This window comes from Citrobacter sp. Cf072, assembly GCF_030334485.1.
Classification (GTDB): Bacteria; Pseudomonadota; Gammaproteobacteria; order Enterobacterales; family Enterobacteriaceae; genus Citrobacter; species Citrobacter freundii.
The window spans coordinates 98,630-112,757 of sequence record NZ_JAOWDX010000026.1 but is presented as its reverse complement, the minus strand read 5'-3'; the positions used below and the strand labels follow the sequence as shown (position 1 = coordinate 112,757).

Genomic DNA, 14,128 nt, shown 5'->3' with positions numbered 1-14,128 from the left:
GCATGGTGCTGGCCCTTTTATTGTCCGCCCCGCGCTCTTAATGACATTAAGCAGTAGATAGCATACAGTCAGAGATAAGAATTATCTCAAACAATAAGACGTTGAGCCATGCAGCTTAAGCCCCTCACAAAAGGTCGTTTTCACAATATCTGGCAGCAAGATGATGCCTTAATTGAGAAGATATTCCAGGAACTGCTCTCTGAAACGCAGATGATCCACGAAGATGAGTATCTCTATCGCCAGGGACAAGTAGTCGATCGACTTATCATGGTGCAATCAGGCAGAATTTCCCTGCGTTACAGCGCGGAAAATGGTCGCCGTTTTCAGTTGGGCGCAATGGAATGTGATGAGCAACTATTTGGTGAAATGGAGTTTTTTACCGGGTATCGCTGCCAGCTTGATATCGTGGCCGAAGAGCCGTTGACCGTGGCGGTGTGCAGCTGTGATCGTCTTGAAGAAGCGCTAAACCAGCACCCGAGACTGGCGATATTTTTTGCCAGTGCGATGGCGATTGATTATCAGGATATGCTGGAAATCTTCCTGCACCGGATGCTCTACCCTATCGTTCATAACGTGGCGTATGATTTGTATCGCCAGCATCAGAACAAACAGCCGATGGATGGTTTCCATAAAAAATACCAGGAAGCAGAACGGTTCGGCACCACCGATCGGGTCTATCGGCGGGCGGTTAAAGCCCTGACGGATGCCGGACTGGTAACGCGCACGAAGCAAGGACTGGAAATTAAGGATCTGGATGGGCTGCGTAAATTCCTCGGCAATGACATCATTGACTGACACACCATCTCCGTAGAGAAGGTTGGTGTGTCAGTTCAGCGCAATCAGAATTTATAGGTAAGGTTGAAGTAGTGACCGAGTCCGGTGGTGCGCCCTGCTCCGCCATGATTTTCCATCAATGCCATATTGCGGAAATACTTCAGGCCATAACCCACCGCATAATGCTCTGAATGCCAGTAGATACCGTTATACCATTCAATCGCGTTATTGCTGTATAACGGTTGATTAGCAATCTTGTTAGCGGCGAACTGATAGTCAAAGTAACCCTGATAGTTCAGGTAGCTGCCGTTGGCAAAGGTATAGAACGGCGTCGACCAGTTGGTCGAGAACATGTAGCCATCCCACTTGCCTTCGTTATCCGCACCGTAGTTTTCACGCACATAATGCGCATAGATGTTCATTCCCACCAGACCAAACCACGGAACCTTAACATCTGTGCCCAGACCGACATAATGTTCAAATAATTCCCGGTCGCCAATGTTATTTACCGTTGCGATATAGAATTCGTTAAATGGCCCAACGGATAAATCTTTATTTAAAATAGCATCCAGGGAAAACCGTGGGGATATCTTGGCGAAAAAGTTATCGCCACCATGGCGGTCATCCTGCTTGCGGTCAAAAATATCAAAGAAATCGACATAACCATACAGATCGATAATTCCGGAACGCGCCCCAAACTCCAGTTCCAGATAAGTGTCATTACGAATACCATAAGGCACTTTCGCATCCACACTTTGCATTAAGTTCATCTGCATCCAGTTAAAATCATTTTTACGGACGTTGCCATCGGTATAATCAGCAGCAAGCGCTTGCGTACAGCTCATTGCAACGATTGCGCCCAGAACTGTTTTTTTAATCATTGATTTATTCTTCATCATTTTCAATTCCTTTGAGCAAGGTTGAGTGTCGCCTCACCAAATAAATGGCGTGGCGACTGACTATCTAATTAGAGAGGTAAGTGTTATTACTGTGCTTTGTTACGTTTAAGTTTTAATGTACCCATCAACATGATAAAGATTATTAAATATAATACTGGTATTGCGTACATAATTTTCTGCAAGCCCATTGTTTTTTCCATTAGCGCACTGATCGCTGGACTAAACATAGCCCCGGCGCTACCGCTAATTAAAATATATGAAACATTCTGACTACTTGCGCGCTTCACAAATGAAACTCCGTAGGCAATAAAGGAGTTATACAGCGCCGCACAGACGAATCCGTAACTATAAGCCAGATAATCAAGCCCCGAGATGTTTTCTTTCGTTACAATAATGGTCGTAATAACGCAAGCGAGCAAAATAATACTCAACAGGAAATAATGTATCCTCACTCGAGAAACAATAACAGTTGATACTAGCGCCCCAACCAACGCCGCTCCCCAGTATTGCGTAATAATATTACCGGCTTCTTCAAAAGGAATGCCAAATTTGTTCTTCACAAATAATGGTGCCCAAGTCAGGAAGGTATACAGCGCCAGCATACCTAAGAACAGACCAATACCTCCGCTAATAATCCCTGGGTTCCACTCAGACTTCACCGCGTCTGTCCGCTCCTCCGCAGACGCGGTTTCACAGGCAGTAAAACGAGTGAGCGCCACCACACCTAACGTAAGTAAGGCCACCATGCCAACACTTAGATAGCTGTAACTCCATGACATATTGTGCGTCAGGGCGTAGGTGGTGATCAGCGGGAAAACCACGCCTGCGACGTTAAAGGTGGCGTCTTGTACCACCAACATTGTACTTTGAATGCGATCCTGCCATACCGAAACGACAATCGTTCCTGCCACACACAGGCCAATCCCACCGCAAAAGCCCACCAAAGTCATGGCAACCATCACTGGCCATAAGCCGGGGCTTAAGTGCATTGCCAGCGAACAGAGGAACACTATCGAATAGATAATAAACGTCATTCGCTTGACGCCAATTTTTTCTATCAGGAAAAAGGCGGCGATGGTCCCCGCTAATGCCCCACCGTTAAGCAGCGAAAATATCGAGGCAACGGTATTCACATCAGCACTGTAACGTACCGCAATCGGTTCAATCAGCATTCCAAACTGACTGGCAAACCCCGCCATAATAAAATTTGCCAGAAAACTAATCAGTGTAAGTGCTATTTTATTCTTCATATAATGACATCCCTGATTGGTTCAATTAAAAGCCAATGCTAAGCCGTAACGGCTGTATTTAGCGCCAGCTCAATCATATTTTTAAAAGTTAATTGTCGTTCCTCTGCCGTGGTTTCTTCGCCTGTCAGGCAATGATCGGACACCGTTAAAATAGCCAGTGCTTCAATATTAAATTGGTGTGCTAAGGCGTATAAGCCGGCCACCTCCATATCCACACCCAGTACACCAAACTTTTCCAGTGCAGGAATGAGGTTTTCGTCAGGATCGTAATAAAGATCGCCACTGAAAACATTACCGACCTTAATGTCGATTCCGGCCTTCTGTGCCAGCATCCACGCCTGTTGTAGTAATGGGAAGTGAGCGGACGTCGCCATCGTGTAGCCCGCGCTACGTTTTAAATTTGTGACAGAGTCAGTACCGGCAGCGAGAGCCAGAATAATGTCGCGCATTTTGACATGCGGTTGTGTTGCCCCCAGACTACCGACGCGAATAATTCTCTTCACATTAAAATCATGTACCAGCTCATGGGCGTATAGCGTCATAGACGGAATACCCATACCGTGTCCCATCACCGAAACAGGTTGACCAAAATAAAGACCGGTATAGCCCAGCATATTACGCACGTTGGTAACTTCGCGGTAATCCATGAGATAATTTTCGGCAATAAATTTTGCGCGCAGCGGATCGCCCGGCATAATCACAGTTGGCGCAAAATCACCCGCTTTAGCATTAATATGTGCAGTCATAACAATTCCTGAATTATGGGTATTGGAGATATGCAGGGATTGTAACCAGACGTTTGCAGAGGATTGAGGACAAAAGTCCTGCTCAAAGGATCGGCCTCTCATTTCTGAGAGTTAGAGTTGCAGGCTTAGGATGCAGAGGAAAACTATGCCTCGGCAACAGTTAGGAAAAGCAAGACCCAGGACAATAAAAGAACAGATTAGCCCCCAAATCGCTGGTGACTACCGCGTTGGCGCGAGTAGCCATAGCAGCGTCAATATTGTTTTGAAAGTGGTCTTATTGTTATTATCGTATTCCACTCTAAGCTTGGATGCCTGCCATGACCCGATTAAGGTTTAGTGAGATGACTCACGCCGATATACCTGCTGTTCAGTCGTTCCTTATTAAGCATCTTAATTTGTTCTTCAATGCCGGGAGAGTCATGCCTGCTGCCGAAGAAGATATCTTCGATCTCAAGCAGCAGTATATTTTGCAAGAAAGAAATCTATTACTTTGCGCATGGAGTGAAAAACAAGAGCTCATCGCTACACTTGCTGTATGTCAATATGATGATCGTATCACTGAGCTACGTGGGCACTATAATTTGCCTGAAACGGCAGAAATTTGTCGTTGCTACGTGGATGCGCGCTACCGCAGACAGGGAATCGGAAGCCGGTTGTTTGCTTTAGCTCAAATGTTCTGCCAGCAGCAAAAATATAAAACCTTATATCTTCATACTCATCATTTCTTGCCTGGAGGGTATCATTTTTGGTTGCGTAAAGATTTTAGCGTCGTTATGGATATGCAGGATGAATGGCAATTGGTACATATGCAGAGATCACATTATTAAATTAACCCAACGCTAATTAACTGCGTTATTGATAACGATCAATATGATTAAATTGAAAAAATAAAACTGTGTTTATAGTTTGATCAATATCAATCAATTCTCATTTAGCTTTTTATTGTTATTTTCATGTAGACCTCCGAGATAAAGGATTTAAGCATAACCAACTGTAAAATATAACAATTTTAACAGATGTGTGAGGTTTTCCCTATTTATTCATACGGTTGACCTCGTTAACAATTGCCGTTAGAGTCGCTTTTGACAGCATTTCATTACATTTTTGTATATGAATAGGAATATGGTGAGAATTATTCAATTCAATTCCATAACTGCCCCCGCAACTGTAGGCGGATGCAGAATATCCTTGTGTGGTTAATAAGCCACAGGTCACTGTAAAGCTCGTCTTTATGGGAAGGCTGATATTCTGATTACCGTGAGTCAGGAGACCTGCTGTCAACGATGTATACCATTAAGTGGACGGGATGGTCCATGGGATGAATTATTTGACGTAAGCAGTAGTGTATTTATGAATAAGATTTTGGCTAAGTAAGGCTTATTTGCATTTGTTGCATATCTTCATTCTTAAAATTCACGATTTAATGTCATCTATCTTCATGTCTCCTCCCGATATATGGAATGAAATGAGCCATGACCAGACTTTAAGATTCTGGCATCAACGGGACGATGATAATGCACGCTAATTCTACATTTTTCTCTTCTAAAAAAACGCTTCTGGCTATTGTTGGAACCACTGTACTGTTGACTTCCGGTTTTTCTAACGCGGCAAAAACCGAATATCCTCTGACGATTAAAAACTGTGGACGCGATATTACCTTTAATCAGGCACCAACGCGCGTGGCAACCGTGGGTCAGAACAGTACCGAGATTCTCTATTCACTGGGGCTGGCCGATCGCGTCGTGGGTACTTCGTTGTGGTTTGGCCCGGTACTGGATGCTTACAAAGCAGCAAATGAAAAAGTTGCCGTCATTGCGCAAAATATTCCCAGCTTTGAAGGAATTGTGGCTAAAAAACCAGATCTGGTCGCCAGCCAGTTTGAATGGCAAATCGGCCCTGCTGGCACAGTTGCATCATACGAACAGTTTAGTGAACTGAAGGTGCCCGTTTACACCGCGCCAGCTGACTGTGCTAAGGATAACGAAGATGGGGGTGATGGTGTTCGTAAGGGCATGTTTGATATTGCTATGGTGTATCAGGAAGTCGCCGATCTGGCAAAAATTTTTGATGTTCAGGATAAAGGCGAAGCGCTGATTGCCAGCCTTAAAGCGCGTGAATCAGCAGCAAAAAATAAAATTACCGGCATGGATAAGAATGTTTCTGCCGTGTTCTGGTTCTCAAGCGCCGATTTACAGCTCGATCCTTACGTTGCCGGGAAGTTTGGCCCAGCAGCATGGATAGCCCAAACGCTGGGTGTGAAAAATGTCATTGATTCTGCTGAAGAGTGGCCAACGGTGGGCTGGGAAACCATCGCTAAAGCTAACCCTTCTGTCATTGTGCTCGGTGAGATGAGCCGCCGACGCTTCCCGGCAGATGACTGGAAGATCAAGATGGAATACCTCCAGTCCGATCCTGTCACCAAACTGATTCCTGCCGTCAAAGAAAACCATCTGCCGGCCATTGACGTACAGACAATGAATGCCGGGATCAGAACTATTGATGGGGTGGAAAAACTGGCTGACGCTCTGGTTGAATATGGCTTAGCGCATCCGCAGGCTGCTCATTAATCTACATTTTGCGCTATATCACGGCACGGTATAGCGCATCTCCGTTACTCAGGAACGCAGATAATCATGAGTGATTCTCGCAGGATGCGTCGCGCTGTTGGTCAGCTTGCGGTGAGAGTCGGTGGTCATGCCGTTTGGGTCAGTGCGCTGATGTGTTGCGTACTGCTGGCGGGCATTTCCATCGGCGAAACGTTTATCCCCTGGCGGCACGTACTCAGCACGTTGGCAAATCATCTTTTCGATACCCACTATCCTGTCGATGCACTGGATGCCGGGATCGTCTGGAACTACCGACTGACCCGAGCACTGGTCTCAGCCAGCTGCGGCGCCTGCCTGGCTGTTTCCGGCGTAGTGTTGCAGTCGTTGCTACGCAATGCGCTCGCCGAACCTTATCTACTGGGGATTTCTGCCGGAGCATCTACCGGTGCGGTGCTGATTGCGCTCACGGGACTGGGGGCTGGCATCATCAGTATGTCTTTAGGGGCGTTCATTGGTGCGCTGACGGCATTTCTGTTCGTTGCGCTATTGGCGATGGCCGCTGGCGGTAAACAAGGCGGCGGGATTACAACCCAAATCATTCTTGCCGGGATCGCCAGTTCGCAACTGTTCAATGCGATTACGTCGCTTATCATCACCCGCTCAGCAAACGCCGAGCAAGCACGCGGAATTATGTTCTGGTTGTTAGGCAATTTGAGCGGTGTACGCTGGCCCGATGTTGTCTTAGCTATTCCTACCGCTCTGGTCGGTATTGCGCTGTGCTTCTGTTATGTCCGCCACCTTGATGCGTTCTCCTTTGGCGCTGAATCCGCGGCATCGTTGGGCATTCCGGTCAAACGTACCCGCGCAGTACTGATTGCTGCCGTCACCGGCATGACGGCGATTATGGTCTCCATTGTTGGTGCGATCGGCTTTGTCGGTCTGGTGATCCCTCATGCCGCTCGTTTGCTGGTCGGCAACCAGCATCATCGACTGCTGCCGGTTAGTGCGCTTACCGGCGCCATTTTCCTCATTATCGCCGATGTTATTTCCCGCACGTTACTACCCGGCCAGGTACTGCCCATTGGGGTAATCACGGCTTTGGTCGGCGCGCCTGCGTTTTCAATCATTCTGATAAGAGGAAACCAGAACAAATGACGGTAAACCTCGTACAGCCACTTGTTGCCTCTGCGCAAGCCGTTATTGAAGCCTGCAATCTGCGTTGGAAGGTAAAGGGTAAGACGATTGTTGATGATATTTCTCTCCGCGTAACTCCCGGCGAGTTTGTCGGTATCATCGGTCCCAACGGCTCGGGCAAAACGTCACTGATTTCACTGCTGGCCGGTTTGCTGAAGCCGACTTCCGGGCACATCACTCTGCGGCAAAAAGCGCTCCAGCACTATTCGCGGCGTCATCTTGCGCAACAGGTGGCGCTGGTCGAACAACAGGCTGAAACCAGCGAGCGGCTTACCGCTTTACAAGCCGTTTCTCTGGGACGGACCCCCTGGCTTAGCCTGCTCACCCCCTGGTCTGCCAAAGATGACGATATCGTACAAACGATGCTGGAGAAGGTCGATCTCAGTGAATTACAGCACCGCTGCTGGCATACCTTTTCCGGGGGAGAAAAACAGCGCCTGCATATTGCACGGGCGCTGGCGCAGCAGCCGCAATTGTTGCTGATGGATGAACCCACCAACCATCTCGACATTCAACATCAGATTGGCCTGCTGAGTCTGGTTAAACGTGAAAAGCTCACGGTGATTGCTGCTCTGCACGACCTTAATCATGCCGCAATGTTCTGCGATCGCATCATCGTAATGACCTCCGGACAAATGGCGATGCAGGGTAAACCTTGCACCGTTTTTACCCGCGAAAATCTCCATGCCTGGTTTGGTATCGACGCCGTTGTCGAACATGAAGCGGGTAGTGAAAACTGTTTTATTCGTTATCAAAGACCTGATGAATTTTAAGGAAGAATCGATGAAATACCTCAAACAGAGTCTGAAAGTTTTGTGTTTACTCGCCCTCGCCTCTTCAGCCTTCGCGCAAACTCACGAAGTGTTGATGAAGAATCGTGGGTCTGCGGGGCCGATGGTCTACGAGCCGGATTATCTGGAGATCCAACCCGGTGATACGGTGAAGTTTATCCGTAAGCATAAGAGCCACAACGCGGCTTCAATTGCTGAATTGTCTCCAGCTGACTATCCCGGTTTCATGGGAAAAATAGATGAAGAGATCGAGGTGACTTATGACAATCCCGGATTTTACGGCATCAAATGTTCACCGCATTACGCTCAGGGCATGGTGATGATGATTAAGGTTGGCGATACCACGTTACCGGACAGCTATCGGGCATTCAAAGCGCCAGGTATTGCTGATAAGCGCTTTCAGGAAATTTACGCGCGTATCGACAAACAATAATCCGCATTACTCTGGGAGAAATACAAGGTGGCAGATAAAAAACTTGCAGATGGAGAAATCCAGGAACAGCGTCGGGAATGCCTGTGTAAACTGACGAAATTCGTCGGCGCGGCGGGCGTCGCGGCTGCCGTGTGGCCGCTGGTTTCGGCCTTGAGCCCGGATGAGAAAACGCTAGGGGAAAATGAACCGATTGATGTTTCTCTTGCGGGTGTTGCTGCTGGACAAACCATCAGGCGCATATGGCAGGGAAAGCTGATTCTTATTCACCACCGCACGCAGGAAGAGATTGTCGCCGCCAGAAATACCGACTGGCATACGCTTATTGACCCACAGTCTGACAGCGAGAGGGTCTCTGCGGTTCATCCCCAATGGCTGGTGGTTCAAGGGTACTGTCCACATGCCGGATGTGTCCCCAACGCCCAGCCGGGAGGGCTGGGCTGGATTTGTCCGTGCCACGGCTCGGAATTTGATACCTCCGGGCGCGTGACGCGCGGCCCCGCAACGGCCAACCTGGCAATCCCGGATTACGCCTTTCATTCTGATGGTCAGATCGTGCGTATCGGCACTAAGGAAGCCTGACATGATGAGTGAGCGCGTCTATTCGCTTCGCTGGCGAATTCCTTTTCCTCGTTCGATTGCCGGACTCTGGCTGTTCGCTATCGGCGCAATCCTGCTGGTTATGCTCGGCGTGCAGATCCTGACAGGTATCGTACTGGCGATGTTTTACGTGCCGACAGCCGGGCTGGCATTTGACTCCATTATTCATATTATGCGTGCGGTTCGCCACGGAGAACTGATACGCAATATGCATGCTATTGGCGCATCGCTCTTTTTCTTTGCCTGTTATCTGCATATTTTTCGCGGTATGTACTACAACGTGTACCGCAAGCCCTGGACAACAATGTGGTTGATTAGCGTCACGCTGTATATCCTCCTGATGATAACCGCATTTCTTGGTTATAGTCTTATCTGGGGGCAAAAAAGCTACTGGGCGGCAACGGTCATTACTCGCTTTGTCCAGGCCATTCCGCTAGTGGGTGATACGTTATACGCATATTTAGTCGGTAGCCATACGCCGGGAACACCGATGCTTGGCCGCTTTTTTGTTATCCACTTTATTCTTCCTTTTATGATTGTTGTGGCAACGGTTTTTCATATACGTACCGTACAGTCAGCGTTTGCCCAGGCGATGAAAAAGAGGTTCAGCGAGAAAGAGTCCAGGAGCCTGTTGTTCGATTACAAAATTACCGATCTCGATGCCATCAAAATCACCCTTTTTATGATGCTCTTCGCCTGGTTTTTATTCTTTGCTCCGCACTATCTGAGCAGCGCCGATAACTTTATTCCCGCAGACCCAACGATTACACCAGCGATTGTTGCGCCAGAATGGTATTTCCTTCCCTTCTTCTCCATCTTGCGCTGCTTCCCGAATGAATTCGTGGGACTAGCTGCGATGTGCGGTTCGATACTGATTTTCTATTTTCTTCCCTGGCTTGATACCTCCCGGGCTCGTTTTCGCCATTACAGCAAACTGGTCAAATGCGGATTCTGGCTGTGGGTCATCAATGCCTGCTTTTTAGGCTGGTTAGGATCGAAAGCGCTGGTTGGCCCCGACCTTCTTGACGGTTTTCGTAACGAAGAAGGTTGGATACGTGCCGCATCCCAGCTTTCAACGCTGATTTGGTTTGCCTGGTTTTTAATCGTATTACCTTGCCGTCGTTTTCTGGAAAAACAGGACTGATAATGAAACGACTATTGAAATTCAGTGTTCTGTGTTTTTCTCTATTGGGACTGGGCTCCACCTATGCGCAAGAAGCCACGCCTGAACGACAGGAATGGAGTTTCAGCGGCATCAATGGCCAGTATGATAAAGAGCAGCTTCGGCGTGGTCTGCAGGTTTATGAAGAGAAGTGTCGCGCTTGTCACGGCATGAAGCACCTTACCTTTCGAACCTTGACCAGATCCGGCGGCCCGGAACTCACGGAAGAAGAAGCAAGAAGTATCGCTAACGGCTATCAGTTTCCTGAGATTCAGGATGACGGCCAGATGGGTGAGCGGGACGGGACGCTAAATGACAGCTTTATATCGCCATATTTAAACGAGCGGGAAGCTCGATACCTTAATAATGGCGCAGAACCTGTTGACCTGAGCTATATCGTCCGCGCCCGCTCATACGATCGTGGATTTCCGCAATTCCTGTTAGATGCTTTTCTGCCCTACACGGACCAGGGAGCTGATTACGTCTACGCGCTACTCACCGGCTATCTGCCTGACGATCCCGAACTGAAGGCTAACCGCTATTTTCCGGGCGGCGTGATTAACATGCCGAAACCGCTGAATAGCGGAGAGATCCAATGGAGTCCGGCGTCGCAGAAAGCTGAAACTGAGGAGCAATACGCCAGGGATGTTACCGCCTTTCTGGCATGGGCAGCCGATCCGGCGCTCTCTGAACGAAAACAGCAAGGGATTTACGTTATGGGCTATCTGGCTATTATGCTGGGGCTGCTATGGATATTACGACGAATGAAGAGACGTTCGCTCATGTAGCTTTTGCGAGGCGGGGTGATTACTCAGTTCACCAGCATTCAACCGGTCAGCAGCACTGTTGCTCTTGCACGACTAAGACGAGTAAAGGAAGACAAAATATAAACCGAGCAAAACGAAAAAACCCCAAGCTATTTCATAGCTTGGGGTTTATGTTTGGCGGAAGCGTAGAGATTCGAACTCTAGAACCCTTTCGGGTCGCCGGTTTTCAAGACCGGTGCCTTCAACCGCTCGGCCACGCTTCCAATGAGGCGCACTATAAACATCCCGAACGGACCTGTAAAGCACCAATGTGTTCGTTTGCCTGAAAAACAGCCAAAATGTTGTTAATCGACTGAAATAACAACAGATTGACCATTTAATCAGCACAAATACCGACTACAACGCTTAATGTTTTTTGATGTACATATCTTTGGTGTAGTAATTTCCCCGGTTATCCGGCGCAAATCCCCCCACCCACGGCTTCACCAGATGCGTGCGGACATAGTGGTAAACCGGAATCGCAGGGACATCATCACCTAAAAGATCTTCAGCCTGCTGATAGTATTTGCCTCGTTCTTCCAGTGAATTTGCTTTCGCCGCATTACGCATCGCTTCATCAAAGGCGGGATTGCTGTACTTGGTAGTATTCTCGCTATCACCGGTACGGAAAATATTGAGGAAACTTGAAGCATCATCATAATCGGCTATCCACGCATAGCGCACGACGTCAAAATTACCGGTGTGCATAGTGTCCAGCATGGTTTTCCATTCCTGGTTTTGCAGCTTCGCCTCGACGCCAAGGTTTTTCTTCCACATCGACGATGCGGCAATCGCAATACGCTGGTGCGTTTCGAAGGTGTTGTAGAGCAAATTCAAGCTAAGCGGATGCTCAGGACCAAAACCGGCTTCAGCAAGCAGTTTTTTGGCTTCAGCAATACGTTTTTCGAGCGGCCATGACGCATACTCCGGTGCATGCAGTTTCACCCCACCTATTTCCGGCTGGCTGATAACCCACGCTGCTCGCTGCCCCTGCCCCATCACCTTTTGCGCAATGATGTCTTTATCCAGCGCCATATTCAGCGCCCGGCGCACGCGCGGATCATTAAACGGCGCGCGGGTTGTATTGAACTGATAGTAATACGTTGAAAGCTGGGGAGAGACATGCAGTTCATCGCCCATCGTTTTTTTCAGTTGGGCGAACTGATTGACCGGTACGCTATAAACAATGTCGATTTCACCGGCCTTATAGCGGTTTACGTCAGCCGACTCTGAGCTGATGGGCAAATAAGTAACTTTATTAATAACCGTATGCCGATCGTCCCAGTAATGTGGGTTACGCTCGGCAACGATGCGCTCATTGACCACCCATTGCGATAGTTTGTACGGCCCACTGCTGACAAAATGTTCTGGTCGGGTCCACTTGTCGCCAAAACGCCCAATCAGAACTTTATCCAGCGGCACCAACGATGGATGCGCCAGCATCGCCAGAAACGCCGCCGTCGGTTGCGTCAGGGTAATTTCCAGCGTGGTATCATCCAGGGCTTTGACCCCTAGTGTAGCGGGATCTTTATTCCCTTGGGCAATATCAACCGCGTTCGCAACATGCATATTGCCCAGATACGAAGCATAAGGTGAAGCCGTTTGCGGCGAGACCAGACGCTGCCAACTCCAGACAACATCCTGTGCGGTAATCGCAGAGCCATCAGACCAGGTAATGCCCGGACGTAAATGAAAGGTCCAGATAGTATTGTCTTTATTCTCCCAGGATGCCGCAAGGCGGGGCTCGATAGACCCATCCTGATTGACAGCAACCAGACCGTCGAACATATCGCTGATTAAATTAAACTCAACGTTGCTTTCGACTTTATGCGGATCCAGCGATGCCGGCTCACTGCCATTATTTCTCACCAGTTCCTGCTTTTCAGCCAATGCTGTTCCTGCGGGAACATGAGCTGCCCATGCCGCGCCGTTTATTGATATCACACAGGCGGCCAACAGCGTAAACGTAAATACCTTCGATTTGTGTTGAGTCATTCCCTGCACCTTATTGTTCTGTTTTGTGATGACACCGCAATCACTCATAAAGGGATGCAGTAAATAACGCAATATTTTTCAGTGACCTATAAGATGTCGATCTGACATTTTCAAACAATAAGTGGTAACATCTAATTTAGACACTTTTGCTGAAATAATATGCTTAAGTCTGGCGGGTTAAAATGCGTAAAGATGGGTAAAACCGCTGTGTCATTCCCCTTGATTTCATTATCCTCCATCATTAATTACATCTGTCATAAGAGAGTGACTCATGGATCGTATTATTAGTTCTTCGCGCGACCGTACATCGCTACTCAGCACGCATAAAGTGCTGCGCAATACCTATTTTCTGCTCAGCCTGACGCTGGCGTTTTCTGCCATCACCGCAACGGCAAGCACCGTGCTGATGCTGCCATCCCCGGGTCTAATCCTGACGCTGGTGGGTATGTATGGTCTGATGTTCCTGACATATAAAACTGCGGATAAGCCGGTCGGAATTCTGTCTGCTTTCGCATTCACCGGCTTCCTGGGCTACATTCTGGGACCGATTCTGAACACCTACCTGTCTGCAGGCATGGGTGATGTTATCGGTATGGCGCTGGGCGGCACTGCTCTGGTCTTCTTCAGCTGTTCTGCCTATGTGCTGACCACCCGTAAAGACATGTCCTTCCTCGGCGGTATGCTGATGGCAGGTATCGTGGTGGTGCTGATTGGTATGGTTGCGAATATCTTCCTGCAACTGCCAGCTCTGCATCTGGCCATCAGTGCGGTGTTTATTCTGATTTCTTCAGGCGCTATCCTGTTTGAAACCAGCAATATCATCCGTGGTGGTGAAACCAACTACATCCGTGCAACGGTCAGCCTGTATGTTTCGCTGTACAACATCTTCGTCAGCCTGCTGAGCATTCTGGGCTTCGCCAGCCGCGACTAAGTTG

At 48.4% G+C, this 14,128-nt stretch carries 14 protein-coding genes, 1 tRNA gene and 1 riboswitch; of the genes, 10 read left to right on the top strand and 5 right to left on the bottom strand.

What is annotated here, in order from left to right; genetic code table 11:
* The first annotated feature begins 108 nt into the window (after nucleotides 1-108).
* Nucleotides 109-795: a Crp/Fnr family transcriptional regulator gene (locus OGX66_RS02155; protein ID WP_003846869.1), complete on the top strand. Its 687-nt coding sequence runs from the start codon at nucleotides 109-111 to the stop codon at nucleotides 793-795.
* 44 nt (nucleotides 796-839) lie between these two features.
* On the opposite strand, the gene OGX66_RS02150 is transcribed toward OGX66_RS02155, so the two are convergent.
* The 3 genes from OGX66_RS02150 to deoD form a co-directional block, all read right to left on the bottom strand.
* A complete protein-coding gene (locus tag OGX66_RS02150; protein WP_061548782.1) occupies nucleotides 840-1,673 on the bottom strand; it encodes a nucleoside-specific channel-forming Tsx family protein in 834 nt (277 codons plus the stop codon).
* A gap of 86 nt (nucleotides 1,674-1,759) precedes the next feature.
* The gene (tsgA, locus tag OGX66_RS02145; protein ID WP_003846872.1) at nucleotides 1,760-2,923 is read right to left on the bottom strand and encodes an MFS transporter TsgA; all 1,164 of its coding nucleotides are present in this window, start codon (nucleotides 2,921-2,923) and stop codon (nucleotides 1,760-1,762) included.
* Nucleotides 2,924-2,961: 38 nt separating this feature from the next.
* A complete protein-coding gene (gene deoD, locus OGX66_RS02140; RefSeq protein ID WP_003035940.1) occupies nucleotides 2,962-3,669 on the bottom strand; it encodes a purine-nucleoside phosphorylase in 708 nt (235 codons plus the stop codon).
* 317 nt (nucleotides 3,670-3,986) lie between these two features.
* Here deoD and OGX66_RS02135 point away from each other — a divergent pair, with 317 nt between their 5' ends.
* From OGX66_RS02135 to OGX66_RS02100, 8 genes are all read left to right on the top strand, one after another.
* Entirely contained in the window at nucleotides 3,987-4,496 is a 510-nt protein-coding gene (locus OGX66_RS02135) for a GNAT family N-acetyltransferase (protein WP_016149892.1), read from the top strand.
* A gap of 242 nt (nucleotides 4,497-4,738) precedes the next feature.
* A riboswitch (cobalamin riboswitch) is annotated at nucleotides 4,739-4,962 on the top strand.
* 221 nt (nucleotides 4,963-5,183) lie between these two features.
* A complete protein-coding gene (locus OGX66_RS02130; RefSeq protein WP_003035934.1) occupies nucleotides 5,184-6,236 on the top strand; it encodes an ABC transporter substrate-binding protein in 1,053 nt (350 codons plus the stop codon).
* A 66-nt stretch (nucleotides 6,237-6,302) separates the two neighbouring features.
* Nucleotides 6,303-7,370 carry a FecCD family ABC transporter permease gene (locus tag OGX66_RS02125; protein WP_088902475.1) on the top strand — a complete coding sequence of 356 codons (1,068 nt, stop codon included), beginning with the start codon at nucleotides 6,303-6,305 and terminating at the stop codon, nucleotides 7,368-7,370.
* A complete protein-coding gene (locus OGX66_RS02120; protein ID WP_061548786.1) occupies nucleotides 7,367-8,182 on the top strand; it encodes an ABC transporter ATP-binding protein in 816 nt (271 codons plus the stop codon). Before OGX66_RS02125 ends, OGX66_RS02120 begins: the two co-directional genes overlap by 4 nt.
* 10 nt (nucleotides 8,183-8,192) lie before the next feature.
* Entirely contained in the window at nucleotides 8,193-8,633 is a 441-nt protein-coding gene (locus OGX66_RS02115; protein ID WP_003035925.1) for a pseudoazurin, read from the top strand.
* Between the two features lie 27 nt (nucleotides 8,634-8,660).
* Nucleotides 8,661-9,212 (top strand): ubiquinol-cytochrome c reductase iron-sulfur subunit, encoded by a 552-nt coding sequence (petA, locus tag OGX66_RS02110; protein WP_003846882.1) that lies wholly within the window; start codon nucleotides 8,661-8,663, stop codon nucleotides 9,210-9,212.
* A gap of 1 nt (nucleotide 9,213) precedes the next feature.
* Complete coding sequence (locus tag OGX66_RS02105; RefSeq protein ID WP_088902476.1) at nucleotides 9,214-10,374, top strand: cytochrome b; 1,161 nt, start codon at nucleotides 9,214-9,216, stop codon at nucleotides 10,372-10,374.
* A 2-nt stretch (nucleotides 10,375-10,376) separates the two neighbouring features.
* Nucleotides 10,377-11,180, top strand: a complete 804-nt coding sequence (locus tag OGX66_RS02100) for a cytochrome c1 (protein ID WP_008320240.1) — start codon at nucleotides 10,377-10,379, stop codon at nucleotides 11,178-11,180.
* Between the two features lie 154 nt (nucleotides 11,181-11,334).
* Here the strand turns inward: OGX66_RS02100 and OGX66_RS02095 are convergent.
* Both OGX66_RS02095 and OGX66_RS02090 read right to left on the bottom strand, forming a co-directional pair.
* Nucleotides 11,335-11,422: transfer RNA gene (locus OGX66_RS02095), tRNA-Ser, on the bottom strand.
* Between the two features lie 142 nt (nucleotides 11,423-11,564).
* Entirely contained in the window at nucleotides 11,565-13,193 is a 1,629-nt protein-coding gene (locus tag OGX66_RS02090; RefSeq protein WP_003035920.1) for an ABC transporter substrate-binding protein, read from the bottom strand.
* 271 nt (nucleotides 13,194-13,464) lie between these two features.
* On the opposite strand from OGX66_RS02090, the gene yccA reads away from it, so the two are divergent.
* A complete protein-coding gene (yccA, locus tag OGX66_RS02085) occupies nucleotides 13,465-14,124 on the top strand; it encodes an FtsH protease modulator YccA (RefSeq protein ID WP_003035917.1) in 660 nt (219 codons plus the stop codon).
* Nucleotides 14,125-14,128: the final 4 nt, after the last annotated feature.

Bases quoted from the DNA above. Each gene is read 5' to 3' on its own strand.
- OGX66_RS02155 (WP_003846869.1), top strand. From the start codon at position 109: ATGCAGCTTAAGCCCCTCACAAAAGGTCGTTTTCACAATATCTGGCAG.
- OGX66_RS02150 (WP_061548782.1), bottom strand. From the start codon at position 1,673: ATGATGAAGAATAAATCAATGATTAAAAAAACAGTTCTGGGCGCAATC.
- tsgA (WP_003846872.1), bottom strand. From the start codon at position 2,923: ATGAAGAATAAAATAGCACTTACACTGATTAGTTTTCTGGCAAATTTT.
- deoD (WP_003035940.1), bottom strand. From the start codon at position 3,669: ATGACTGCACATATTAATGCTAAAGCGGGTGATTTTGCGCCAACTGTG.
- OGX66_RS02135 (WP_016149892.1), top strand. From the start codon at position 3,987: ATGACCCGATTAAGGTTTAGTGAGATGACTCACGCCGATATACCTGCT.
- OGX66_RS02130 (WP_003035934.1), top strand. From the start codon at position 5,184: ATGCACGCTAATTCTACATTTTTCTCTTCTAAAAAAACGCTTCTGGCT.
- OGX66_RS02125 (WP_088902475.1), top strand. From the start codon at position 6,303: ATGAGTGATTCTCGCAGGATGCGTCGCGCTGTTGGTCAGCTTGCGGTG.
- OGX66_RS02120 (WP_061548786.1), top strand. From the start codon at position 7,367: ATGACGGTAAACCTCGTACAGCCACTTGTTGCCTCTGCGCAAGCCGTT.
- OGX66_RS02115 (WP_003035925.1), top strand. From the start codon at position 8,193: ATGAAATACCTCAAACAGAGTCTGAAAGTTTTGTGTTTACTCGCCCTC.
- OGX66_RS02105 (WP_088902476.1), top strand. From the start codon at position 9,214: ATGATGAGTGAGCGCGTCTATTCGCTTCGCTGGCGAATTCCTTTTCCT.
- OGX66_RS02100 (WP_008320240.1), top strand. From the start codon at position 10,377: ATGAAACGACTATTGAAATTCAGTGTTCTGTGTTTTTCTCTATTGGGA.
- OGX66_RS02090 (WP_003035920.1), bottom strand. From the start codon at position 13,193: ATGACTCAACACAAATCGAAGGTATTTACGTTTACGCTGTTGGCCGCC.
- yccA (WP_003035917.1), top strand. From the start codon at position 13,465: ATGGATCGTATTATTAGTTCTTCGCGCGACCGTACATCGCTACTCAGC.